This is a genomic window from Sinorhizobium sp. 8-89 (assembly GCF_030124325.1).
In the GTDB taxonomy this organism is placed as follows: domain Bacteria; phylum Pseudomonadota; class Alphaproteobacteria; order Rhizobiales; family Rhizobiaceae; genus Sinorhizobium.
Window position 1 is genome coordinate 69,938 of the sequence record NZ_JASKLR010000011.1, and the last position, 22,005, is coordinate 91,942.

Consider the following 22,005-nt stretch of genomic DNA (forward strand, 5'->3'; position numbering starts at 1 on the left):
GATCCTCGGGTCAAGCCCGAGGATGACGGCAGAATGGGGGCAGCGGGGCCCGGGTGGAAGAAAAAAGCCGGCGTTAGTTGGTGCCTGCGTCGTCGGCTTTGGCAAGCTGCTTCCAGGCTCCCTGCTGTGACAGCATCGACCTGAGATAGGTGACGTTTGCTTCCGCCTGCTCCGCGGTCAATTCCTGACTGGCGATTGCTTCGGCTTCCTTGAAGCGTCCCTGGAGGCCGACGGCGAGGGCGAGGTTCTGCCGGACGCTGCTGTCGGCGCCGGGCTGATCGGCGGCCGATTTGAGATAGGTTTCGGCGGTCCTGAGATCCTTTGTCAGCAGGTAGGACATGCCGAGATTGGAGAGCACGGACGGCTCGTTGGGGCGCAGGTCCAAGGCCTCGCGGTATCTGAGACGCGCTTCCGACGACCGGCCGAGCTGGTCGAGAACCGCGCCCTCCGCGGATTTCAGCTTCCAGTCCGGACGGTCCGGCGTTTGCGCCCGGCGGATCGTCGTCAATGCCTGTTCGAGCTGGCCGGCCGCGGCCTGCGCCTTGCCGTAGGCACCCAGAACCTCGCGATCCGAGGGATGATTGATCGCCACCTGTTGCATCACGGCGAGCGCCTGTTCGTTGCGGCCGGTCATGCGCAACAGATTGGCGTAGTTGAGACCCGCCTCGCGATCTCTAGGGTTGCGCTCATAGGCCTGCCCGATGCTCTCCGCAGCCTGCGAGAGCTCCGTTGCGTTCATCGATTGTACGGGCTTCGAGTGCGTCGGGATCGAGCCGGTGGTGAGCTCCTTCTTTTGCTGGCCGGCGCAGCCGGCGAGCGACAGCGCGACAAGCACCACGGCGGTACTCTGAATAAGTCGAGGGAGTAAGGGCGAGCAAATGGCTTGAGCGGTCATGAGTGGTGTCCCCAGCATGCGTTCGCACCGGAACTCCCAACATCAGCGGCGCAACTTTCACTCCAGCAATAATCTGTTAACCCTAACGGAGCGTTAATCGCGCGATCCGTTTCTGTCAGTCGAGGATTTCCATGGCTCCCTATCAGTTCATCGAGCGGCCGTCGCCGTTCAACACCAGCACCGGCAAGACGCTGCCGATCTTCGCGGTCACGCCGGCGCACATCGAAACGGGGAGCATCGATCCGATCGCGCTCGACTGGGCGAAGAAGGCGGGGTTCAAGGCGGAGGCAGGCGCCGTCCTTCTCATTCCGTCGTCCGACGGCCAGCTCGGCGGCGCGCTGTTCGGCCTCGGTGCCAATCCTTGGGAAGCGCCGTTCCTCACCGGAAAGCTCGCCCGCGCATTGCCCGCCGGCAAGTGGCATATCGAAACGGCGCCGTTGACCGCCGACCGGCTGGCGCTCGGCTACGGCCTCGGTTCCTACCGTTTCGAGCGCTACAAATCCGCCAAGGTGGAGGCGCCGACGCTGCTCATCCCGGCCGATGCGGATGCGACCGACATCAAGAGGCAACTCGCCGGCGTCTTTCTGGCGCGCGACCTCATCAATACGCCGACCAACGACATGGGGCCGGAAGCGCTCGAGGCGGCCTTCCGGGCGCTTGCCGGCCATTACAAGGCCGATGTCTCGGTGATATCGGGCGAGGCTCTTCTGGCGCAGAATTTTCCGCTGGTCCACACCGTCGGCCGTGCCAGCGCCGAGGCGCCCCGGCTTCTCGAGATACGGTGGGGCAAGAAGGGCCACAAACGAGTGACGCTGGTCGGCAAGGGCGTTTGCTTCGACACCGGCGGTCTCGACATCAAGCCGGCGGCCTCGATGCTGCTCATGAAGAAGGACATGGGCGGCGCCGCGAATGTGATGGGTCTCGCGCTGATGATCATGGACGCCAAGCTGAAGGTCGACCTGCGCGTCATCGTTCCGGTGGTCGAGAACTCGATTTCGTCGAACGCCTTCCGGCCGGGTGATATCTACCGGAGCCGGAAGGGACTCACGGTGCAGATCGACAATACCGACGCCGAGGGCAGGCTGATCCTTGCCGATGCGCTCGCTTATGCCGATGAGGATCAGACCGATCTCATCGTCGACATGGCGACACTGACCGGAGCCGCCCGGGTCGCGCTTGGCCCGGACCTGCCGCCGTTCTTTACCGACGACAGGGAGCTTGCTCACGCTCTCTCGGACGCAAGCCGCAGCGTCGACGATCCGATGTGGCGGCTGCCGCTCCACATGGGCTACGACAAGGATGTCTCCGCGCGGATCGCCGACCTCACCAATGCGCCCGCGGGCGGCATGGCCGGGGCGATCACGGCGGCGCTGTTCCTCAAACGCTTCGTCACCAATGCGAAGAGCTGGGTGCATTTCGACATTTTCGGCTGGGCCCAGGCCGAACGCCCGCATTCTCCCGTCGGGGGCGAAGCGCAGGCGATCCGGGCGCTCTATCACCACATAGGCAAGATCGCGAAATAGAACCTGCACGGCGGGTCTGCGTAAAAGAAACGCTTGCGTAACGATCGCCTGCTATCCGTACAGGCATTCGTTACGCGGGAGTTTTCATTGCCGGTCGAGCTTACGCCCTCGCAAGCCCTGGGCCTCTGGCATTCAGTGACGCTCGAGCAGGTCCGGGTCGATAGCCGCGACCTGACGCTGCGCCAGATGGCGATTCTGCTGCAGATCTATCTCGTTCCGCCGCCGCATACTGTCCGAGGCCTCGCGGCGACGCTCGGGGTGACGAAGCCGGTGATCACCCGCGCGCTCGACACCATGGGCGCGCTCGGTCTGGTCGACCGGGTACGCGACGAGCGCGACCGGCGCAACGTTGTCATCAAACGCACCGTCGAAGGTGCACTATATCTTGAAAAGTTCGGCGATCTGATCATCAATCAGGGTCGAAGCATGTCCCTGTAGAACCGCCCTTGTGAGTTAGCCCATGTCGCAATTGCCTGACCGCCGCCTCAATGCCTATCGCGATGATCTCGCGGAGGCGCGCCTGCGTGGCGTTGTCGAAGCCGGGCGCTATGTCGAAGGTACGCCGGCGACCGTTTCTGTTTCCGTAACTCCGCTGCGTGCGAGGCCCGATCCCGCATGCGGCGCCGACACGGAACTGCTCTACGGGGAGACGGCGCGTGTGCTGGACGTTGCGGACGGTTGGGCATGGGTGAAAGCCGATCTCGACGGTTATGTCGGCTATGTGCCTGAGGACGCGCTGACCTCTTCCGAAAAGCCGGCGACCCACGTCGTCTCGGTGCCGCGAACATTTGCCTATCACGGCGCCGACCTGCGCTTTCCCCAGGCCTTCGCCCTTTCCATGGGGAGCCGCCTGCGTGTCGCCGGTGAAACAGAAACCCGTGGCACGCGCTATTTCCTGTTGGACGGCGGATTGGCTGTCGTCGCCAATCATTGCACCCTGGCGGGCGAGGCACTCGCCGGCGACTATGTGAGCGTGGCGACGCGCTTTCTCGAAACCCCCTATCTCTGGGGCGGCCGGTCGGGTTTCGGCATCGACTGCTCCGGCCTCGTACAGCTTGCAATGCAGATGGTGGGAAGCAATGCGCCACGCGACTCCGACATGCAGGCGAGTGGCCTCGGGCAGGTCATAAGCCGCGAGAAGCTTCGGCGCGGCGACCTCGTCTTCTGGAAGGGCCATGTGGCGATCATGGAGGACGAGCGCACGCTGATTCATGCCAACGGCCATACCATGACGGTTGCGCGCGAAGGGCTCGAGGATGCGATCCGCCGCATCGGCTGGCTCTACGACCAGCCGACCGGCTATCGCCGGCCCTAATGCATGTCACCCAAAAGTACGCAGCGGCTTAGGATCGCATGACCCGTTAATTCTGGATTCTCGGGCCAAGCCCGAGGATGATTACGACAAGCGCCAATCAGTAGCCGGCTAACCTATCAACGACGTGCTCGAGCGGCAGGCCGCTTTCGAAGCGCGCGATCTGCTGTTCGACATGGGCAAAGAGCGCCTTGACGTCGGACGAGGCGGCGACATGGGGCGTTACGTAGACGTTGGGCATGGTCCAGAAGCGGCTGTCCGGGGAGAGGGGCTCCTCCTCGAAGACATCGAGGGAAGCCGCCGCAAGCACGCCGGAATCAAGGCATTCCAGGATGTCTGCTCCCACCTGGCTGCCGCCGCGTCCGGCGTTGATGAAGACCGGCGCGCCAAAAGGCCCTTTGCGGCTGAGCTTCGCGAACAGGGCGGCGCTGAATATGCCCTTGGTTTCCGCTGTCAGCGGCAGCAGGCCGACGAGAAAGTCCGTGCGCGCCAGAAAGGCCTCGAGGTCGGCGACGCCATAGGTGTCCATGCCCTCGATCGCCCGCTTGGTTCGCGACCAGCCGATCACATTGAAGCCCATGATCGCGAGCTTGCGGGCGGCATCCTGACCGAGCACGCCTAGCCCCATGATGCCGACGGTGATGTCGGCCGCCTCCGGCTGAATCAGGTCGCGCCATTCCCGCCGTTGAGCCAGCGCCTCATAGGCGCGATGCTGGCGCAGATGCAGGAGGCACTGCATCACCACCCATTCGCTCATGCGTGTCGTCAGCGTCCGGTCGACGAAGCGCACCAGCGGGACATCAGGCAGGCCCGGCAGCGTCAATACGTGGTCGACGCCTGCGCCACCGGAAAAGACCACTTTCAGGTCGGGCGCGCGCGAAAAGAGATCCGGCGCTGATTTCCAGACCACCGCATAGTCGATGCCGGAGAGATCGCGGCCGCTCTGTGCAGGATCCGCGCGATTGATCACTTCGCGATCGGGGAATGCTCCTTCCAGAGCAGCCTCCACTTCCTCCGGAATGAATTTCAGGTCGACGATGACGGGACTCTTGGGGGGCATTCTCAGAACTCTACTGACGGATGGCGGAGAGATTGACGGCTTCGAGATTGAAGGCGGCAGCCATCAAAGCCTTGGTATAGTCCTCGCCCGGCGCCTCGAAGATGCGCTCGGCCGGCCCCTGTTCGACCACCTTGCCGAGGCGCATGACGATCATCTCGTTGGCAAGCGCCCGCACGACCTTGAGATCGTGGCTGATGAACAGGTAGGCGAGATTGTGCTTGCGCTGTAGGTCGCGGAGCAGGTCGACTACCTGAGCCTGCACGCTCATGTCGAGCGCCGAGGTCGGCTCGTCGAGCATGACGAATTGCGGTTTCAGCACCATCGCGCGGGCAATCGCGATGCGCTGCCGCTGGCCGCCGGAAAATTCGTGCGGATAGCGCCAGCGGGTCGCCGGATCGAGCCCGACCTCCTGAAGGGCGGCCGCGACGCGCGCGTCGCGTTCTTCGCCGGAGAGGGCGCTTTCGTGGATCTTCAGTCCTTCGCCGATGATGTCGGCGATCGACATGCGCGGGCTGAGTGAGCCGTACGGATCCTGGAAGACAACCTGCATCCTGTTTCTGAGCGGCCGCATCTCTCGGAAGCTGTAGGCCTCGATGTCCTTGCCTACGAAGGCGATGCGACCCTTCGAGGAGATGAGGCGCGTCAGCGCCAGACCCAGCGTCGTCTTACCCGACCCGGACTCGCCGACGACGCCGAGCGTCTGGCCGGCGCGGAGCGTCAGGTCGACGCCGTCCACCGCTTTGACGTGATCGACGACACGGCGCATGAACCCCGCCTTGATCGGGAACCAGACCTTCACGTCGCTGGCCTCTATGACGATCGGCTTCGAGGTATCGGAAGGCGGCGGCTCGCCCTTGGGCTCGGAGGCGAGCAGATGGCGGGTATAGGCGTGCTGGGGGTTGGCGAATATTTCCGCCGTTGGGCCGGTTTCGACGATCTTGCCCTTGGTCATGACGCAGACCCGATCGGCGATCTTGCGCACGATCCCGAGATCGTGCGTGATGAAGAGCATAGACATGCCGTGCTCATCCTTGAGCGATTTCAGCAGTTCCAGGATCTGCGCCTGCACGGTGACGTCGAGCGCCGTCGTCGGCTCGTCGGCGATCAGGAGTTCCGGCCGGTTAGCCAGCGCCATGGCGATCATGACGCGCTGACGCTGGCCGCCGGAAAGCTGGTGCGGATAGGCGCCGAGGCGCTTTTCCGCTTCGCGGATGCCCACCTGGTTCAGGAGCTCCAGCGTTTTTGTCCGCGCGGCAGCGCCTTCGATGCCCTGGTGAAGGTCGAGGATCTCACCGATCTGCTGCTCGATCGTATGCAACGGGTTCAGCGACGTCATCGGTTCCTGGAAGATCATCGTGATGTCGTTGCCGCGGACATGCCTGAGCTCGGCATCGCTTGCCTTCAGGAGATCCTTGCCGTTGAAGAAGATCTCGCCGCTCGGGTGGCTCGCGGCCGGATAGGGCAGCAGCTTCAGGATCGAATTCGCCGATACGGATTTGCCGGAACCGGATTCGCCGACGAGCGCGACCGTCTCGCCGCGCCTGATGTCGAAGGAAATGTGATCGACTGCGGCCGACGTTTCGCCGCCCTGATGGAAGGCGACGGAGAGATCGCGAACGGAAAGAAGGGTCTCTGTCATCGTCGCGCTCACCTGAATGTCTTTCTTGGATCGAAGGCATCGCGCGTCGCTTCGCCGACGAAAATCAGCAGCGAAAGCATGACCGACATGGCGCAGAAGGCCGTCAGCCCCAGCCAAGGCGCCTGGAGGTTGGACTTGCCCTGGGCGATCATCTCGCCAAGCGAGGGCGAACCCGGCGGCATGCCGAAACCGAGAAAGTCGAGCGACGTCAGCGTGGTGATCGAACCGGAGAGAATGAACGGCAGGAACGTGAGTGTGGCGACCATCGCGTTCGGCAGCAGGTGACGGTACATGATGGTACCGTTGCCGACGCCAAGGGCGCGTGCGGCGTTCACATATTCGAAGTTTCGGGCTCTCAGAAACTCCGCCCTGACCACGCCCACGAAGCCGACCCAGGAGAAAAGCAGCATGATGCCGAGCAGGATGAAGAAACCGGGCGGCAGGATGGCGGCGATGATCAGCAGGATATAGAGCACCGGCATCGACGACCAGATTTCGATGAACCGCTGGAGAAGCAGGTCGGTCCAGCCGCCGAAATAACCCTGGACGGCGCCGGCCGAAACCCCGATCACGGCGGAGGCGATCGTGAGCAGGAGGCCGAAGAGGACCGAGATACGGAACCCGTAGATCATCCGCGCCATCACGTCGCGCGCCTGATCGTCGGTGCCGAGCCAGTTGAGGTTGCCGAGTGTGCAGCCCGGATCAGAGGCGCCTTGCGGGTAGGCGGAGCAGCGCTCCTCCTTGCTCATCAGCCAGAAAGGCGGCGTCGGCGCCGAATGGGGAATGTTCGAGTTGACCGTCTGGTAGGAATAGCGGATCGGCGGCCAGATCATCCAGCCATTGGCCTCGATCTCGTCACGGATGAAATCCGAGCGGTAGTCCGTTTCGGCAAGAAATCCGCCGAACTTCTCCTCAGGATAGTTGACCAGAACCGGGAAGAGAGTCTCACCCTTGTATGAGGCGACGAGCGGCTTGTCGTTGGCGATGAATTCGGCGCAAAGGCTGAGGCCGAAGAGGACAAGAAAGATCCAAAGCGCCCAGTAGCCTCGGCGGTTGGCCCTGAAGTTCTGCCAGCGTCGCCGTCCGATCGGTGTCAGCCAGCCTTTGGCGGGAACTCCGTCTTGGCGGGGAAGGGTCGTGACCGTACTCATCAGACGTCCCTCCGCTCGAAATCGATGCGCGGGTCGACCCAGGTATAGATCAGATCGGAGATCAGACTGACAAAGAGGCCCATCAGCGAGAAGATGTAGAGCGTCGCGAAGACGATCGGATAGTCGCGTTTGACGACGGCGTCGTAGCCGAGCCGGCCCAGCCCATCGAGGGAGAAGATGTATTCGATCAACAGCGAACCGGTGAAGAAGGCGGAGATGAAGGCGCCGGGAAAGCCGGCGATGATGATCAGCATGGCGTTTCGGAAGACGTGGCCGTAAAGCACCTGCCGTTCCGCCAACCCCTTCGCGCGCGCCGTGGTCACATACTGCTTCTTGATCTCGTCGATGAAGGAGTTCTTGGTGAGCAGCGTCGTCGTTGCGAAGGCCGAAAGCAGGAGCGTGATCAGCGGCAACGTCATGTGCCAGAAGTAATCGAGGATCTTCTGCCACCAGGGGAGTTCATAGAAATTGTCCGAGACGAGACCGCGTAGAGGGAACCAGTCGAAGAAGGATCCGCCTGCGAAAACCACGATCAACAGGATGCCGAACAGGAAGCCCGGTACGGCATAGCCGATAATGATGATGCCTGACGTCCAGACATCGAATGTGGAACCGTCGGTGACGGCCTTCCTGATGCCGAGCGGGATCGAAATGGCGTAGGAAAAGATGAGGATCCAGACGCCGAGCGAGATGGAGACCGGCATTTTGTCGATGATGAGGTCGACAACAGACGTGTTGCGGAAGAAGCTCTCGCCGAAATCGAAGCGGGCATAGTTCCACATCATCGTCAGGAAGCGTTCGAGCGGCGGCTTGTCGAAGCCGAACTGCTTCTCGAGCTTTGCGATGAATTCGGGATCGAGGCCCTGTGCTCCGCGATATCGGCCGCCCTCGTCGCCGCCGCTCTGGAGCAGATCGCCGCCGCCACCGCTGAGGCGGTCCGAACCGGCAGCGTTCGTCAGCTCCGAAATCACCTGTTCCACCGGCCCGCCCGGCGCGAATTGCACGACGGCGAAGGATATTGCCATGATGCCGACGATCGTCGGGATCATCAGCAGAAGCCGACGCAGGATATAGGCACCCATCAGGCGAACCTCGGCATCGTGTTGCCGCCGATCGCGTGGATCCGCGGTGCTTCGGCTTGCCGTCTATTTCGTCTCAATACGTGATACTCCTTGCCGTGCGCCGCGCCGGGGCGTTCCCCGCATTTAAGTGATTCGTTTTTTGCATTTGGAATCGAGAGCCACCTCGAGCGCAAGCGTTTCATTGCTTGGCGGCGGCCGCCCACCACCATATATCGGGGAAGCCGATCGCGTATTTCGGCAGTTCCGCCGGCCTGTCGATCGTGTCGCGATAGGCGATATTCGCCGCCCGCGGGTAGTAGAGCGGCACGACGTAATGGTGAGCGAGCAGCACCCGGTCGAGTGCCTTGGTGGCGGCCACGAGCGTTTCGCGGTCCTTGGCGAAGATGACGCGGTTGATCAAGGCATCGACGCCCGGGTCGGCGATGCCGGCGTAGTTTCTCGAACCCTGACGCGCGGCTGACGTCGACCCCCAGAAGTCCTCCTGCTCGTTTCCGGGGCTCAAGGTCTGGCCCCAGACCTCCCAGGTCATGTCGTAGTCGAACGCCCGCTCCCGGTTTGTGTATTGGGAGGGGTCAACGGTGCGCACGCTCGCCTCGATGCCGATCCGCTTGAGGTTTTGGGCATAGGGCAGGACCACCCGCTCCAGCATCGGGCTGCTCAGCAGGATCTCGAAGGAAAAGGGCCGCCCTGTCGCCACATTCACCATGCGGTTGCCCTTGAGCTCGAAACCCGCCTCCTTCAGGAGCGCGATCGCCTTGCGCAGGTTGTCGCGGGCATTCTGCGGCGTGCCGCCGACGGGATTCGCATAGGGCGCCGTGAAGACCTCAGGCGGGATCTTGTCCTTGACCTCGTTCAGGATCTCGAGCTCCAGACCCTGCGGCAGGCCGGTGGAAGCGAGTTCCGTCAGGAAGAAATAGCTGTCCACCCGCGTGTACTGGTTGAAGAAGACGGTACGGTTCAGTTCCTCGAAGTCGAGGGCATAGTTGAGGGCCTCGCGCACGCGCTCGTCATCGAAAGGTTTGCGGCGCATGTTCGGCACGAGCGCCTGCATGACGCCGGTCGCCCTGAACGGCACCTGCTCGCGTTTTATGTGTCCCTCCTTGACCGCCGGAAAGTCGTAACCGGTCGCCCACCGGCGCGCTTGCGTTTCGCGCCAGAAATCGACGTCTCCGGCGCGGAAGGCCTCGAACTCGACGCCGCTGTCGCCGAAGAAGGTGTAGGTGATGGAGCCGAAATTGTTCTGCCCGACATTGACGTTGAGGTCTGCTCCCCAATAATCGTCCCGGCGTTCGTAACGGATCGTCGATCCGGCCGAAAACGAGGCGATTCGATAGGGACCTGAGCCGATCACCGGCTCGAGCGTCGTGCGCGTGATGTCGCGCGGCTTGCCGTCCGGACCGGGCGCTTCCCACCAGTGCTTCGGGACAATCAGAAGCTGGCCGAGAATGTGCGGCAGCTCGCGATTGTTTTTCTCGTCGAAGCGGAACGTGACCTCCCGCTCGCCTGTCTTTTCCGCTGCGACGACATGCTTGTAATAGCTCTGGTAAAGCGGATTGAGCTCCTTGCCCTTCTCGAAACTGAAGGCAACGTCTTCCGGCGTCACGGGTTTGCCGTCCGACCATTTCGCTTCTTTCCTCAGGCGAAACGTGGCGGACGAGATGTCATCCGGAAACGAAACGCTTTCGGCAAGCAGACCATAGGCTGTGGAAATTTCGTCGTCCGCCGGTTTCATCAGCGTGTCGAAGATGAGCGAAAGGCCAACCGCCGCCTCGCCCTTTTCGAGGAGCGGATTGAACGTGTCGAAGGTTCCCGTCTGCGAAAGACGGAGATCGCCGCCTTTCGGCGCGTCGGGGTTCACATAGTCGAAGCGTTCGAAGCCCGGTGGATATTTGAGCTCGCCGACGAGTGAAAGACCATGGTGCCAAGTGAGCTGTTCCTGAGCGCGCGCCCCAAGCGGTAAGAACAGAGGTATTGCCAGAAGCGCGGTCGCCAGTTTCGTCTTCACAGTACCGCTCAATTCCAGCATCCAGTTGCTTCCCCTTATGGTTCGATGATCTTTCGAACCAGAATAGGCGAAATCGGGGCAATTGACAGGACTTGCCCAAAATCAGGCGAAATTTTTGAGTCACATCCGGGTGAACTGCTACTGCATGATTCCTTAAATCCGGATCGATTTGAGGACAAAATCAGTTAGCAATTCAAAGTGCTACAGCGATCTTTGCGCGTCGGACGCGCGGCGCTGTAGTCTCGCGCAAGCGCGGTGATTCGGGATAGGGGTGATGGCAGACTGCGTGAGATACCGGCGCTGCCGGCGATCGGGGGATTGGAATGGGATTTGAAATAGCGGCTGCTTTTCGACGCTGCGGTTCGGCTATGCTGGGCTTGATCGTGGGGGCGAGCCTTCTGGCTACCGACGCCGCCTCGGCCGACCGAACGCCTGCGAAGGAACTCTTCGGCGCCAAGGCGCTGCCGGCGGCAATGACACCATCGGCATACGGCTCTTATGCAAAAGGCTGCCTTGCCGGCGGCGTCGCGATCCCGACCGACGGTGAGACCTGGCAGGCCATGCGCCTGTCGCGCAATCGACGCTGGGGCCATCCGCAGATGGTTGCGCTGATCGAGCGATTCTCCCGTGATGCGGCCGAAAGGGTCGGCTGGCCGGGGCTTCTGCTCGGCGACATCTCGCAGCCGCGGGGTGGTCCGATGCTCTCGGGCCATGCCTCGCACCAGATCGGGCTAGACGCCGATATCTGGCTGACACCCATGCCGCAAAGGACGCTGAGCTATCAGGAACGCGAATCGATTTCCGCGACCTCCATGCTGCAGAAGAACAAGTTCCTGACGGTCGATCCATCCATATGGACGCCGACGCACGCGCGGCTGATCATGCTGGCGGCGAGCTATCCCCAAGTAGAGCGCGTCTTCGTCAATCCGGCGATCAAGAAGAAGCTCTGCGATACCTGGAGGGGCGACCGCTCGGCGCTCGGCAAGGTGCGGCCGATCTACGGCCACGACTATCACTTCCACATTCGCATCAAATGCCCTGATGGCTCCACCGGCTGCAAGGGGCAGGCGCGCGTGCCGCGAGGTGACGGCTGCGACAAGTCGCTCGCCTGGTGGTTTACCGACGAGCCATGGGCGAAGCCGAAGAAGAAGCCGGAAAAGCCCGTGAAGCCGAAGTTTGCCATGCTTTCGGATCTGCCAAAGGCTTGCGCCCTGGTGCTCGACGGTCCGGCCCCGGCTTCCGAACAGGAAGCGACCTACGGCACGGCCTACCGCGCGGCAGCCGTTGCTCCCGCTCCCGCCGCCGCGCCCGCCGCTGCCGTTCCCGCCGCCGCGACAAGCATCGAAGCCGTCATCGGGGCAGCAGCCGCGGCGCCTTTGGAGAACATTCCGGTTCCGTTGCCGCGTCCAGCGTTGCAATAGCGGTCCGGGCGGATGCGCCCGCACTGCATGTATCCTTAAATCGTAGCCGATGAAGGATAAAAACATTCAGCAATTCAAGTGCTACAGCGAACTTTGCGCGTCTGATAAGGCGCGCGGCGCTGTAGGCGCCGGCCGGCGAAATGGTCGGCCGGCCCTGCCTGGCTTTCCAACTGCACGATGCTCATGTATAGGGCTTTCAAATCGATTTAAATTGACTCTGGAGAGGCTGCATGGCCGGTCGGAAATGTCTTGCCCTGATTGCGCATGATCAGAAGAAGGATGATCTCGCCGCCTTCGCCAAGGCAAACGAGGCGGTCCTGTCCAAGTGGAAGATCGTCGCCACCGGGACGACCGGTGGCCGCGTACTGGACGCTTGTCCCGGGCTCGATATCACCCGTCTCAAAAGCGGACCGCTCGGCGGCGACCAGCAGATCGGCGCGATGATCGCTATCGGCGACGTGGACTTCCTCATCTTTTTCGTCGATCCGCTCACGGCTATGCCGCATGATGTCGACGTGAAGGCGCTGATGCGCCTGGCGATCGTCTATAACATCCCGATGGCGCTCAACCGCGCCACGGCCGAAGAGTTGATTGCCTTCAGGCGCAACTGATACACAGTTTCAAAGATTCCATGAAGCGATCAGGACGGATTTTGCGATGCTCAGTGCGAGTGACCACGGCTTTCCCTTTCCGATATTGATCGGCGACATCGGTGGAACGAATGCCCGCTTCGCGCTGCTGGTCGATACCTATGCCGAACCGAAGCAGCTGCCGCCGATCAAGACGGGCGATTTCGCGACGATCGAGGAGGCGATGCAGAAGAGCATCCTCGACAAGACGTCCCTTCAGCCGCGCTCGGCGATACTGGCTGTCGCAGGGCCGATCAAGGGCGACGAAATTCCGCTGACGAACGCCGGTTGGGTGATTCGGCCGAAGGATATGCTGACGAGCCTTGGCCTCGACGACGTTCTGATCATCAATGATTTCGAGGCACAGGCGCTCGCGGTCGCCACACCCGCCGACGAGGATCTCGTTCAGATCGGCGGCGGCAGTATCCGCCCGTCCACGTCGCGCGTCGTGCTTGGTCCGGGAACGGGGCTCGGCGTCGCCGGCCTGGTTTTCGCGCAGCACACCTGGATCCCCGTGCCCGGCGAAGGCGGCCATGTCGATATCGGTCCGCGCACCGAGCGTGATTTCCGGATCTGGCCGTTCCTGGAGCCGATCGAGGGCCGGATGGCTGGCGAGCAGATTTTGTGCGGGCGTGGCATCATGAACCTTTATCGGGCGGTCTGTGCCGCCAATGGCGAGGAGCCGCTGCTCACCGACCAGGCGGCGGTCACGACCAGCGCGCTTTCCGGCTCCGATCCGGCGGCGGTCGAGACCATATCGCTCTTCAGCGCCTATCTTGGCCGCGTCGCCGGCGACATGGCGCTGATCTTCATGGCGCGCGGCGGCGTGTTCCTGGCGGGCGGCATCTCGCAGAAGATATTGCCCGCTTTGATGCGGCCGGAGTTTCGTGCAGCCTTCGAGGACAAGGCGCCGCATTCGGCACTGATGCGAACGATCCCGACTTTCGCCGTCGTCCATCCGATGGCTGCACTTTCCGGTCTCGCCGCCTTCGCGCGCACGCCGAGGGACTTCGGTGTTGCAATGGAGGGACGGCGCTGGAGAAGCTGACCGGCCGGATGTTCGCAAAGACTCGCCAAAACGGCATCAAAGCACTATAGAGCCCCGGACGGGTGATGCCGGTACACGGAACACTAGAGCGAGATGAGGAAAAGTGTGCGCGGTTTTCCGCCCGAATCCCGCTCTAACTTATTGGAATCGATCACGTTCATGATTTTAGGTCGATTCGACCTAAAATCATCGTGATCTAGAGCGAGCTCAGGGAAGACGGGCTTATTGGACGCCAAGAATAGAAAACAGCGCACAGTCGATTCCGATACGATCACCGGAATCCTGAGGCGCGTCATTGCCGAAAACGGCCGCGACCATATCCGGGGCTATGCTTTTGCCATCGCCTGCCTGATGGTCGTGGCGGCGACGACGGGCTTTACGGCCTGGATCATGGAAACCGTGATCAACGAGGCCTTTGCCAACAGGCGCGCCGATATCGTGCTGTGGATCTGCGCCGCGATCTTCGCGGCCTTCGTTCTGCGGGGTCTTGCGACCTACGGGCAGGCGGTCGCGCTCTCGAAGATCGGCAACAATATCGTCGCCCGCTACCAGCGCCGGCTTTACGCGCATCTGATGGCACTCAGCGTCGGCTATTTCCACGACATGCGCTCGGCGCAGCTTGCCGCCAAAGTCAGCCAGAATGTCAGTGGCATCCGCGACGTCCTCAATATGACGGTCACGTCGATCGCCCGCGACTTTCTGACCTTGGTCGGGCTTGTCGCCGTCATGTTCAGCAAGGACTGGCTGCTCTCGCTGATCGTCTTCTTCGTCGCGCCGCCGCTGCTTCTCGGCCTGCGTTATGTCTCGAAGCGGCTGCGCCTGGCGACGCGCGAGGCCGTCGAGGTCAACAGCCGCGTCCTCGGCGCCATGCAGGAAACGATTCAGGGCATTTCCATCGTCAAGGCCTTCACGATGGAGAACGAGCTGCGCCGCAAGGTCGAATCGATCATCGACCGGGCGGAGAACCGGGCAAACCGGATCGCACGTCTCAGCGAACGAACCGCGCCGATGACGGAAACCTTCGCCGGTTTTGCGATCTCGTCCGTGCTTGCCTATTCGGCTTTCCGCACGATCTACGGCAATGTCCCGCCGGGCGCGTTCTTCGCCTTCGTCACAGCGCTGTTAATGGCCTATGACCCGGCGCGGCGTCTGGCGCGCCTGCAGGTGTCGCTCGAGCGCGCGACCGTCAACGCGCGCATGATCTACGAGATCCTCGATACGGTTCCGCATCAGCGCGATCGTCCCGATGCAACCGAAATCAAATTCGGCGAAGCGACGATCGAACTGCGCGACGTGCGTTTCGCCTATGCCAGCGGCGACGAGATCCTGAAGGGGGTCAGCTTCCTTGCCGAGGGCGGCAAGACGACGGCGCTGGTCGGCCCGTCGGGTGCCGGCAAGTCGACGATCATCAGCCTTATCCCGCGGTTCTACGATCCGAAGTCGGGACAGATCCTGATCGACGGGCAGGACATTGCGGGTGTCACCAAGCAGTCGCTGCGCAATGGCCTTGCCTATGTCTCGCAGCAACCATACCTCTTCGAGGGCTCGATCCGCGACAATATCCGCTATGGCCGCCCGGACGCCACGGATGCGGAAATCGAGGAAGCGGCACGGCTCGCCTATGCCCATGATTTCATCCTTGCGCAGCCGCAGGGCTACGACACGCCGGTCGGCGAGAATGGTGTCACGTTATCCGGCGGTCAGCGCCAGCGCCTGTCGATTGCCCGCGCACTCGTTCGCAACGCGCCGATCCTTCTTCTCGACGAAGCGACTTCGGCGCTCGACACCGAATCTGAAGCCGCGGTGCAGAAGGCGCTCGACCGGGCGATGAGCGGCCGCACGGTCATCGTCATCGCGCACCGGCTTTCGACCGTCGTCAACGCCGACAAGATCATCGTCATGAAGGATGGCGCGGTCGTCGAGGAAGGCACGCACGAAGAGCTTGCACAGCGTCCGGACGGTCTCTACGCTCGCCTGCACAATCTCCAGGGCAGCGCCTCGGACATGACGGCCGAAGCCGCAATCCTATAGAAGCCAAGGGAAATTCGACGATGAGCGAAACGGATATGAAGCTCGTAGTGGTCGGCGCGGCCGGCCGGATGGGGCAGACACTGATCCGGATCGTTCATGACATGGCCGGCGTGCGTCTGCACGCGGCGGTGGAGCGGCCGGGTTCGCCGTTCGTTGGCCGCGATGCCGGCGAACTCGCCGGGCTCGGACCGATCGATGTCGCCATCACGGACAAGCCGCTCGAGGCCTTCGTCGAGGCGGAAGGCGTTCTCGATTTCACGTCGCCGGCCGCGTCGGTCGAGTTCGCGGGGCTCGCGGCACAGGCGCGCATCGTCCATGTCATCGGCACCACCGGCTGCTCGGCGGACGACGAGGCAAAGATCCGCGCTGCCGCACGGCATGCGCGCGTCATCAAGTCGGGCAACATGAGCCTGGGCGTCAATCTTCTCGGCGTGCTGGTGCAGCAGGCGGCGCGAGCGCTCAAGGCGGCGGACTGGGACATCGAAATTCTGGAAATGCACCACAAGCACAAGGTCGATGCCCCGTCGGGCACGGCGCTCCTGCTTGGTGAGGCGGCGGCCAAGGGCCGCGGTATCGAGCTCGCGGATCATTCGGTGCGCGTGAGGGACGGCCACACGGGCGCGCGGCCGGAGGGGGCGATCGGTTTTGCCACGCTGCGCGGCGGCTCCGTCGTCGGCGAACATTCCGTCATTCTCGCGGGCGCGGGCGAGCAGGTCACCCTGTCCCACAGCGCCACGGATCGCTCGATCTTCGCGCGCGGCGCGGTCACGGCCGCCCTTTGGGGTCGCAACCAGAAGCCCGGCTTCTATTCCATGCTCGATGTCCTCGGGCTCAACTGATACTCAAATCTTTCAAGAGGAAATGAAATGAGCGGCACCCTCGTTCTCGTTCGGCATGGCCAGAGCGATTGGAACCTGAAGAACCTGTTCACCGGTTGGCGTGACCCGGACCTGACCGAACTCGGCGTCGAGGAAGCAAAAGCGGGTGGCAAGGCGCTCGCCGAGTATGACATCAAGTTCGACATCGCCTTCACCTCTTCCCTTATCCGTGCCCAGCGCACGTGCCAGTTCGTTCTCGACGCCGTCGGGCAGTCCTCGCTTGAAACCATTCGCGACCAGGCACTGAATGAACGCGACTACGGCGATCTTTCCGGCCTCAACAAGGACGATGCGCGCGCCAAGTGGGGAGAGGAGCAAGTGCACATCTGGCGTCGTTCCTACGACGTCCCGCCGCCGGGCGGCGAGAGCCTGCGCGACACCGGCGCGCGTGTCTGGCCCTATTATCTCACCGACATTCTGCCGCGCGTGCTTTCGGGCCAGAAGGTGCTGATCGCCGCGCACGGCAACTCGCTGCGCTCGCTCGTCATGGTGCTCGACAAGTTGACCAAGGAACAGATCCTCAAGCTCAACCTCGCGACGGGTGTGCCGATGGTCTACAAGCTGAAGGCGGATTCCACTGTCGCTTCGAAGGAAGTGCTGGGCGACATGTCTGGGGCGCATTGAGGCGCCTTCACATCGGTAAAAAGGGACGCCGCGGCGTCCCTTTTTGTTTCAGGCCTTGCCCGCTTCCCAGCCGAGGATTGCGCGCTTGCGCGTCAGGCCCCAATGGTAGCCGGTGAGATCGCCGCTCTTGCCCAGCGCGCGGTGGCAGGGCACGACGAAGGAAATCGGGTTGCGTCCGACGGCAGCGCCGACGGCGCGCGACGCGGTCGGCTGGCCGATCTCGTCGGCGATCTTCGAATAGGTGGTCGCCTTTCCGAGCGGGATGTTCAACAGCGCCTGCCACACCCGGATCTGGAAATCGGAACCGATCAGAAAGATTCGCAGCGGTTCCTCCGCGCACCAGCGCTCCGGATCGAAGATGCGGGCCGCATAGCGCGCCGTCGCCGCACTGTCCTCGACATAGATAGCCTTCGGCCACCGGCGCGCCATGTCGTCGAAACTCGAGCGCTCCTCGTCGGGATCGGCAAAGGCAAGCCCGGCAAGCCCGCGCTCGGTGACCATGACGAGTGCGGTTCCGAAGGGAGAGGGATGGAAGCCGTAACGGATGGTAAGCCCGTCGCCGCGAGCCTTCCATTCGCCGGGTGACATCGCCTCATGCGTGACGAAGAGGTCGTGCAGGCGGCTGGGACCGGACAGACCCACTTCGATGCTGGTCTCCAGCAACGGCATGTCCTCCTGCCGCAGCAACCGCTTGGCATGATCGAGCGTCACCGCCTGGAGAAAGGCCTTGGGCGAAAGCCCCGCCCAGCGGGTGAAGGTCTTCTGCAATTGCGTCGGCGATTGGCCGAGGCGGCGGGCGAGCGTTTCAAGCGACGGCTGATCGCGGTAATCCTCCGTCAGCATCTCGATCACGCGGCTGACCGTGTCGTAGTCGGTGCCATCGGGAGTGATGTCGGTGGGAATGGATGTAACAACGTTCATGATCATCTCCTGTCAGGCTACAGGTAATCATGTGGCGGGCAGATAACCACCCGATTCTTGTGAGCGTCGCGCAGAGCAATTCCAGGAAAAGTGTACAGCGGTTTTCCGTCCGGAATTGCGTCGTTTCAAACGTTATCGCCGGCGGACGGTTGCGAGTGCGCGGGCAAAGGCCAGTGCGAAGGTCTCGCGGTCGTCGCGGTTGAGGAAGGAGCCGATATCGGTCTGGCGGCCACCGCCGATGATCCACATCGAAACGATGCCGATCTCCTGGTGCCGCTTGATGCTGAACCGTGTCCAGAAGGGATTGAAGCGATGCTCGGTCATTCTCCCCGATGGCGCAAACTTCCTGACCGATACGTCGGTACGCGAGACGCTGACTTCCTCCCGAGCGCGCGCGGAACGATAGTTGAGCCAGAAGGCACCGACGAGCAGCACGAAGTCGAGGCCGAAAAAGAAGACGATCGGCCATGCGCCGATGACCAGAAACACGAATATATGCAGGAGGCTCATTGCGCCTGCGATCATCAGGAGGATCGTGAACCCCTTGAGCCCGAGCGAACGGTGCGGCGTAAGCTCGGCCGCGAAGATCGGCAAGTCATTGATGGAGGTCTCGGCGTTGCCTTCAGTCATGACCAATGACTATAGATGCAGCATGAAAAACGTGAAGCTGAAATCGCCGAAACAATCGCCGAAATTGAACGCAGCGACAGCCGGCCGGGCCAGGGGGCGGCAACGCGGCGCCTACAGCGCCGCCGAGGTCGTGGAGATCTTCCGCCGCTTCTCGGTGCAGCGCCCGGAGCCGAGGGGCGAGCTCGAACACGTCAATCCGTTCACGCTCGTTGTGGCGGTCGCGCTTTCGGCCCAGGCGACGGACGCCGGCGTCAACAAGGCGACACGCGCGCTCTTTGCCGTCGCCGATACACCGCAAAGGATGCTGGCGCTCGGCGAGGAAAAGCTGCGGGACTATATCAAGACGATCGGGCTATACCGCAACAAGGCCAAAAACGTCATAGCGCTCTCGGAAAAACTGATCACCGATTTCGGCGGCGAAGTGCCGCGCACGCGCGAAGAACTGATGACCCTTCCAGGCGTCGGCCGCAAGACCGCCAATGTCGTGCTTTCGATGGCTTTCGGCAAGCCGACGATTGCGGTCGATACCCACATCTTCCGGATCGCCAATCGTATTCTATTGGCTCCGGGCAGGACGCCGGATGAAGTGGAAGCGCATCTCCTCAGCGTCATCCCGGAGGACTATCTATACCACGCCCATCATTGGCTGATCCTCCACGGCCGATACGTTTGCAAGGCACGCCGGCCGGAATGCGAACGTTGCGTCATTGCCGATCTCTGCAAGTCTCCGGAGAAGAGCAGCGATATCCCTGCCCCTTTGGTCGAACTGCCGCCGCAGGTCGTGCCGGTCGCCGGTTGATACGTCGCCGGTTAATGCGCCGTCGGCTGAGCGACGTCGATTTCAGCGCTGCTTCCGAACTCCGAGGTCGAGGATCCAGACCGGATCTATGCCGAGGTGATCGCGTCTTTTTCGCCTTGTCACTTCCAAATGGTCGGAAAACCGGTATTAACGGAGACCGGTCATTTCAGGAAACCGGGCGGAGTTCATGACAAAATACGATGTGCTGACGATCGGCAACGCGATCGTCGATATCATTGCGCGCTGCGATGACAGCTTTCTCGCGGACAACGGTATCATCAAGGGCGCGATGAACCTCATCGATGCGGATCGGGCCGAACTGCTCTATTCGCGGATGGGCCCGGCGGTTGAAGCCTCGGGCGGCAGTGCCGGCAATACGGCGGCCGGTGTCGCGAGCCTTGGCGGGCGGGCGGCCTATTTCGGCAAGATCGCCAATGATCAGCTCGGCGAGATATTCACACATGATATCCGGGCGCAAGGCGTCTATTTCGAGACCAAGCCGCTCGAAAGCCTGCCGCCGACCGCCCGTTCGATGATCTTCGTGACGGAAGACGGCGAGCGGTCGATGAACACCTATCTCGGCGCCTGCGTCGAGCTCGGCCCCGAAGATGTCGAGGAGGATGTCGTCGCGCAATCTAAGGTCACCTACTTCGAGGGCTATCTGTGGGACCCGCCGCGCGCCAAGGATGCGATTCGCGAGGCAGCTCGCATCGCCCACGCAAACGGCCGTGAAATGGCGATGACGCTCTCGGACAGTTTCTGTGTCCATCGCTATCGCGGCGAGTTCCTCGACCTGATGCGCTCCGGCACCGTCGACATCGTCTTTGCCAACAGGCAGGAAGCGCTGGCGCTCTACGAGACCGAGGATTTCGATGCTGCGCTCAACGCGCTCGCGAAAGACTGCAAGCTCGCGGCCGTGACGCTCAGCGAAGAGGGCTCTGTCGTCGTTCGTGGCGACGAGCGCGTGCGCGTCAGGGCGAACGCCATCGAGCAGGTCGTCGACACGACCGGTGCTGGCGATCTCTATGCGGCCGGGTTCCTTCACGGCTACACGTCGGGGCGCTCGCTGGAAGTCTGCAGCAAGCTCGGTAATCTCGCCGCCGGTATCGTGATCGGCCAGATCGGTCCGCGCCCGATGATATCGCTTGCCACAGCCGCCAAGGAAGCGGGCCTCATCTGATACCTGTCGGTCAAGAGTGCGGTTTTCACGATCGTTGAAAGCGTCTGTTCATGCTCATTATTTTGGGTGGCTTGCCGGGAACCGGGAAAACGACAATTGCTCGTGCCTTAGCGAAGCTGCTGCACGCAGTGCATGTGCGCGTTGATACGATCGAGCAGAGCGTTCGGGCTTCGGGTGCCCCAAGCTCGGACGTTGGACCGGCAGGATATATGGCTGCTTACGGGGTGGCTGAGGACAATCTCACCCTCGGAAACACGGTCATCGCGGATTCCGTCAATTGCCTACGCGTAACCAGAGACGCTTGGCTGTCGGTAGCAGACGAACGGCGACACCAGCCGTCGAGGTGGAGGTCATCTGCTCGGACAAGGCGGAACATCGCCGGCGGGTAGAGACCCGGGTGACTGATGTAGAGGGGCTATCGAAACCCACGTGGAAAGAGATTACCGATCGAGTCTACGAAGATTGGGGGCCGCGTCCGCTCGTTATCGACACCGCGACGAAGGGCGTGGATGAACTCGTTGCCGATTTGATTTCGAAGCTCGAGTCTGGCCGAAAGTCATCCAAGCTATGACTTTCGGCACGCCCGGCCCTTTTTGTGCGCACGCTTTAGCCGACGAGCTAACAGCCGTTGCCAGCCAGGAGCGACTTACTTGAACGCTTCGCCCGGATAGGCCCCCCAGATCTCGCTTTGAGCGATCCAGCCTTCGACGCCTTGCGTCTCGGCGTGGCACCATTCGCCATTGCATTCGCCGATCTGCAGGACCACGCCCGGTTCCATCCGGGCGACGATCGAGGCCGTGCTTTGAGGATCGCGCCGGAGGTTGACGAAGATGCCTTCGCCCTTGCCGCGCATCCACGGGGCGGCAAGTGCGGTCCGGTCGCCGGAAAGAAGCGCCTGGTTCACCCAGCCCTCCGTCCCGTCCGCATCGCGGATGCGGCGCCAGTTGTCATATTCCTGGATGATTTCCACCGGCACGCCTGATTTGAGGTAGCGGAAGGCCACTGCGTAGTCGAGGCTTGGTCCGATTCGTAAGTTGACGCTCTTCGCCTTCAGGCTGACGAAGCGCGGCAGCGGCAGGCCGCTCGCACCCTTCGCCGCCTGTGCAAAGGCGCCGCAGGTCATCACGGCCGTCCCGATGCAGGCGGCTACCAACATGGTCGAGAACCTGGAAACGAG

The 22,005-nt window shown here is 62.3% G+C and carries 20 protein-coding genes and 1 pseudogene; 12 read left to right on the forward strand and 9 right to left on the reverse strand.

The annotated features are described in order from the left end of the window. Positions 1-73 precede the first annotated feature (73 nt). Positions 74-895, reverse strand: a complete 822-nt coding sequence (locus QN219_RS20340) for a tetratricopeptide repeat protein (RefSeq protein ID WP_284001680.1) — start codon at positions 893-895, stop codon at positions 74-76. A 131-nt stretch (positions 896-1,026) separates the two neighbouring features. On the opposite strand from QN219_RS20340, the gene QN219_RS20345 reads away from it, so the two are divergent. From QN219_RS20345 to QN219_RS20355, 3 genes are all read left to right on the forward strand, one after another. Beyond that, the gene (locus QN219_RS20345; protein ID WP_284001682.1) at positions 1,027-2,418 is read left to right on the forward strand and encodes a M17 family metallopeptidase; all 1,392 of its coding nucleotides are present in this window, start codon (positions 1,027-1,029) and stop codon (positions 2,416-2,418) included. A gap of 87 nt (positions 2,419-2,505) precedes the next feature. Next, on the forward strand, positions 2,506-2,856 hold the full coding sequence (locus QN219_RS20350; RefSeq protein ID WP_284001684.1) for a MarR family winged helix-turn-helix transcriptional regulator: 351 nt from the start codon (positions 2,506-2,508) through the stop codon (positions 2,854-2,856). A gap of 22 nt (positions 2,857-2,878) precedes the next feature. Next, complete coding sequence (locus QN219_RS20355; protein WP_284001686.1) at positions 2,879-3,733, forward strand: NlpC/P60 family protein; 855 nt, start codon at positions 2,879-2,881, stop codon at positions 3,731-3,733. 97 nt (positions 3,734-3,830) lie between these two features. On the opposite strand, the gene QN219_RS20360 is transcribed toward QN219_RS20355, so the two are convergent. The 5 genes from QN219_RS20360 to QN219_RS20380 form a co-directional block, all read right to left on the reverse strand. After that, the gene (locus tag QN219_RS20360; protein WP_284001687.1) at positions 3,831-4,790 is read right to left on the reverse strand and encodes a glyoxylate/hydroxypyruvate reductase A; all 960 of its coding nucleotides are present in this window, start codon (positions 4,788-4,790) and stop codon (positions 3,831-3,833) included. Between the two features lie 10 nt (positions 4,791-4,800). Further along, the gene (locus QN219_RS20365) at positions 4,801-6,429 is read right to left on the reverse strand and encodes an ABC transporter ATP-binding protein (RefSeq protein ID WP_284001688.1); all 1,629 of its coding nucleotides are present in this window, start codon (positions 6,427-6,429) and stop codon (positions 4,801-4,803) included. A gap of 8 nt (positions 6,430-6,437) precedes the next feature. Then, positions 6,438-7,580, reverse strand: coding sequence for an ABC transporter permease (locus QN219_RS20370; protein ID WP_284001690.1), 1,143 nt, complete (start codon positions 7,578-7,580; stop codon positions 6,438-6,440). Further along, positions 7,580-8,662, reverse strand: coding sequence for a microcin C ABC transporter permease YejB (locus QN219_RS20375; RefSeq protein WP_173511395.1), 1,083 nt, complete (start codon positions 8,660-8,662; stop codon positions 7,580-7,582). The genes QN219_RS20370 and QN219_RS20375 overlap by 1 nt, the downstream gene beginning before the upstream one ends. A gap of 178 nt (positions 8,663-8,840) precedes the next feature. Next, positions 8,841-10,688, reverse strand: coding sequence for an extracellular solute-binding protein (locus tag QN219_RS20380; RefSeq protein WP_284001691.1), 1,848 nt, complete (start codon positions 10,686-10,688; stop codon positions 8,841-8,843). Positions 10,689-10,990: 302 nt separating this feature from the next. Between QN219_RS20380 and mepA the strand changes: the two genes are divergently transcribed. The 6 genes from mepA to QN219_RS20410 all read left to right on the forward strand — a co-directional run bounded on the left by mepA (position 10,991) and on the right by QN219_RS20410 (position 17,298). After that, a complete protein-coding gene (mepA, locus tag QN219_RS20385) occupies positions 10,991-12,088 on the forward strand; it encodes a penicillin-insensitive murein endopeptidase (protein WP_284001693.1) in 1,098 nt (365 codons plus the stop codon). Positions 12,089-12,318: 230 nt separating this feature from the next. Next, positions 12,319-12,699 (forward strand): methylglyoxal synthase, encoded by a 381-nt coding sequence (locus QN219_RS20390; protein ID WP_284001695.1) that lies wholly within the window; start codon positions 12,319-12,321, stop codon positions 12,697-12,699. A 46-nt stretch (positions 12,700-12,745) separates the two neighbouring features. Continuing rightward, on the forward strand, positions 12,746-13,765 hold the full coding sequence (locus tag QN219_RS20395) for a glucokinase (RefSeq protein WP_284001697.1): 1,020 nt from the start codon (positions 12,746-12,748) through the stop codon (positions 13,763-13,765). A 225-nt stretch (positions 13,766-13,990) separates the two neighbouring features. Further along, a complete protein-coding gene (locus QN219_RS20400; protein ID WP_284001699.1) occupies positions 13,991-15,796 on the forward strand; it encodes an ABC transporter ATP-binding protein in 1,806 nt (601 codons plus the stop codon). A gap of 20 nt (positions 15,797-15,816) precedes the next feature. Next, positions 15,817-16,635 carry a 4-hydroxy-tetrahydrodipicolinate reductase gene (dapB, locus tag QN219_RS20405; protein WP_284001701.1) on the forward strand — a complete coding sequence of 273 codons (819 nt, stop codon included), beginning with the start codon at positions 15,817-15,819 and terminating at the stop codon, positions 16,633-16,635. A 27-nt stretch (positions 16,636-16,662) separates the two neighbouring features. Continuing rightward, positions 16,663-17,298, forward strand: a complete 636-nt coding sequence (locus QN219_RS20410) for a 2,3-bisphosphoglycerate-dependent phosphoglycerate mutase (RefSeq protein WP_284001703.1) — start codon at positions 16,663-16,665, stop codon at positions 17,296-17,298. Between the two features lie 48 nt (positions 17,299-17,346). Here the strand turns inward: QN219_RS20410 and QN219_RS20415 are convergent, their stop codons facing one another. Further along, positions 17,347-18,219 (reverse strand): bifunctional helix-turn-helix domain-containing protein/methylated-DNA--[protein]-cysteine S-methyltransferase, encoded by an 873-nt coding sequence (locus tag QN219_RS20415; RefSeq protein WP_284001705.1) that lies wholly within the window; start codon positions 18,217-18,219, stop codon positions 17,347-17,349. Positions 18,220-18,351: 132 nt separating this feature from the next. Then, the gene (locus QN219_RS20420; RefSeq protein ID WP_284001706.1) at positions 18,352-18,849 is read right to left on the reverse strand and encodes a DUF2244 domain-containing protein; all 498 of its coding nucleotides are present in this window, start codon (positions 18,847-18,849) and stop codon (positions 18,352-18,354) included. A 22-nt stretch (positions 18,850-18,871) separates the two neighbouring features. Here QN219_RS20420 and nth point away from each other — a divergent pair, with 22 nt between their 5' ends. From nth to QN219_RS20435, 3 genes and pseudogenes are all read left to right on the forward strand, one after another. After that, positions 18,872-19,648: an endonuclease III gene (gene nth / locus QN219_RS20425; protein WP_284001708.1), complete on the forward strand. Its 777-nt coding sequence runs from the start codon at positions 18,872-18,874 to the stop codon at positions 19,646-19,648. Positions 19,649-19,835: 187 nt separating this feature from the next. Continuing rightward, entirely contained in the window at positions 19,836-20,828 is a 993-nt protein-coding gene (locus QN219_RS20430) for an adenosine kinase (RefSeq protein ID WP_284001709.1), read from the forward strand. Between the two features lie 50 nt (positions 20,829-20,878). Next, positions 20,879-21,399, forward strand: a pseudogene (locus QN219_RS20435) (AAA family ATPase). 75 nt (positions 21,400-21,474) lie between these two features. On the opposite strand, the gene QN219_RS20440 reads toward QN219_RS20435, so the two are convergent. Then, positions 21,475-21,984 (reverse strand): SH3 domain-containing protein, encoded by a 510-nt coding sequence (locus QN219_RS20440; RefSeq protein ID WP_284001843.1) that lies wholly within the window; start codon positions 21,982-21,984, stop codon positions 21,475-21,477. Positions 21,985-22,005 lie beyond the last annotated feature (21 nt).

Bases quoted from the DNA above. Each gene is read 5' to 3' on its own strand.
- QN219_RS20340 (WP_284001680.1), bottom strand. From the start codon at position 895: ATGACCGCTCAAGCCATTTGCTCGCCCTTACTCCCTCGACTTATTCAG.
- QN219_RS20345 (WP_284001682.1), top strand. From the start codon at position 1,027: ATGGCTCCCTATCAGTTCATCGAGCGGCCGTCGCCGTTCAACACCAGC.
- QN219_RS20355 (WP_284001686.1), top strand. From the start codon at position 2,879: ATGTCGCAATTGCCTGACCGCCGCCTCAATGCCTATCGCGATGATCTC.
- QN219_RS20360 (WP_284001687.1), bottom strand. From the start codon at position 4,790: ATGCCCCCCAAGAGTCCCGTCATCGTCGACCTGAAATTCATTCCGGAG.
- QN219_RS20365 (WP_284001688.1), bottom strand. From the start codon at position 6,429: ATGACAGAGACCCTTCTTTCCGTTCGCGATCTCTCCGTCGCCTTCCAT.
- QN219_RS20370 (WP_284001690.1), bottom strand. From the start codon at position 7,580: ATGAGTACGGTCACGACCCTTCCCCGCCAAGACGGAGTTCCCGCCAAA.
- QN219_RS20375 (WP_173511395.1), bottom strand. From the start codon at position 8,662: ATGGGTGCCTATATCCTGCGTCGGCTTCTGCTGATGATCCCGACGATC.
- QN219_RS20380 (WP_284001691.1), bottom strand. From the start codon at position 10,688: ATGCTGGAATTGAGCGGTACTGTGAAGACGAAACTGGCGACCGCGCTT.
- mepA (WP_284001693.1), top strand. From the start codon at position 10,991: ATGGGATTTGAAATAGCGGCTGCTTTTCGACGCTGCGGTTCGGCTATG.
- QN219_RS20390 (WP_284001695.1), top strand. From the start codon at position 12,319: ATGGCCGGTCGGAAATGTCTTGCCCTGATTGCGCATGATCAGAAGAAG.
- QN219_RS20395 (WP_284001697.1), top strand. From the start codon at position 12,746: ATGCTCAGTGCGAGTGACCACGGCTTTCCCTTTCCGATATTGATCGGC.
- dapB (WP_284001701.1), top strand. From the start codon at position 15,817: ATGAGCGAAACGGATATGAAGCTCGTAGTGGTCGGCGCGGCCGGCCGG.
- QN219_RS20410 (WP_284001703.1), top strand. From the start codon at position 16,663: ATGAGCGGCACCCTCGTTCTCGTTCGGCATGGCCAGAGCGATTGGAAC.
- QN219_RS20415 (WP_284001705.1), bottom strand. From the start codon at position 18,219: ATGAACGTTGTTACATCCATTCCCACCGACATCACTCCCGATGGCACC.
- QN219_RS20420 (WP_284001706.1), bottom strand. From the start codon at position 18,849: ATGACTGAAGGCAACGCCGAGACCTCCATCAATGACTTGCCGATCTTC.
- nth (WP_284001708.1), top strand. From the start codon at position 18,872: ATGAAAAACGTGAAGCTGAAATCGCCGAAACAATCGCCGAAATTGAAC.
- QN219_RS20430 (WP_284001709.1), top strand. From the start codon at position 19,836: ATGACAAAATACGATGTGCTGACGATCGGCAACGCGATCGTCGATATC.
- QN219_RS20440 (WP_284001843.1), bottom strand. From the start codon at position 21,984: ATGTTGGTAGCCGCCTGCATCGGGACGGCCGTGATGACCTGCGGCGCC.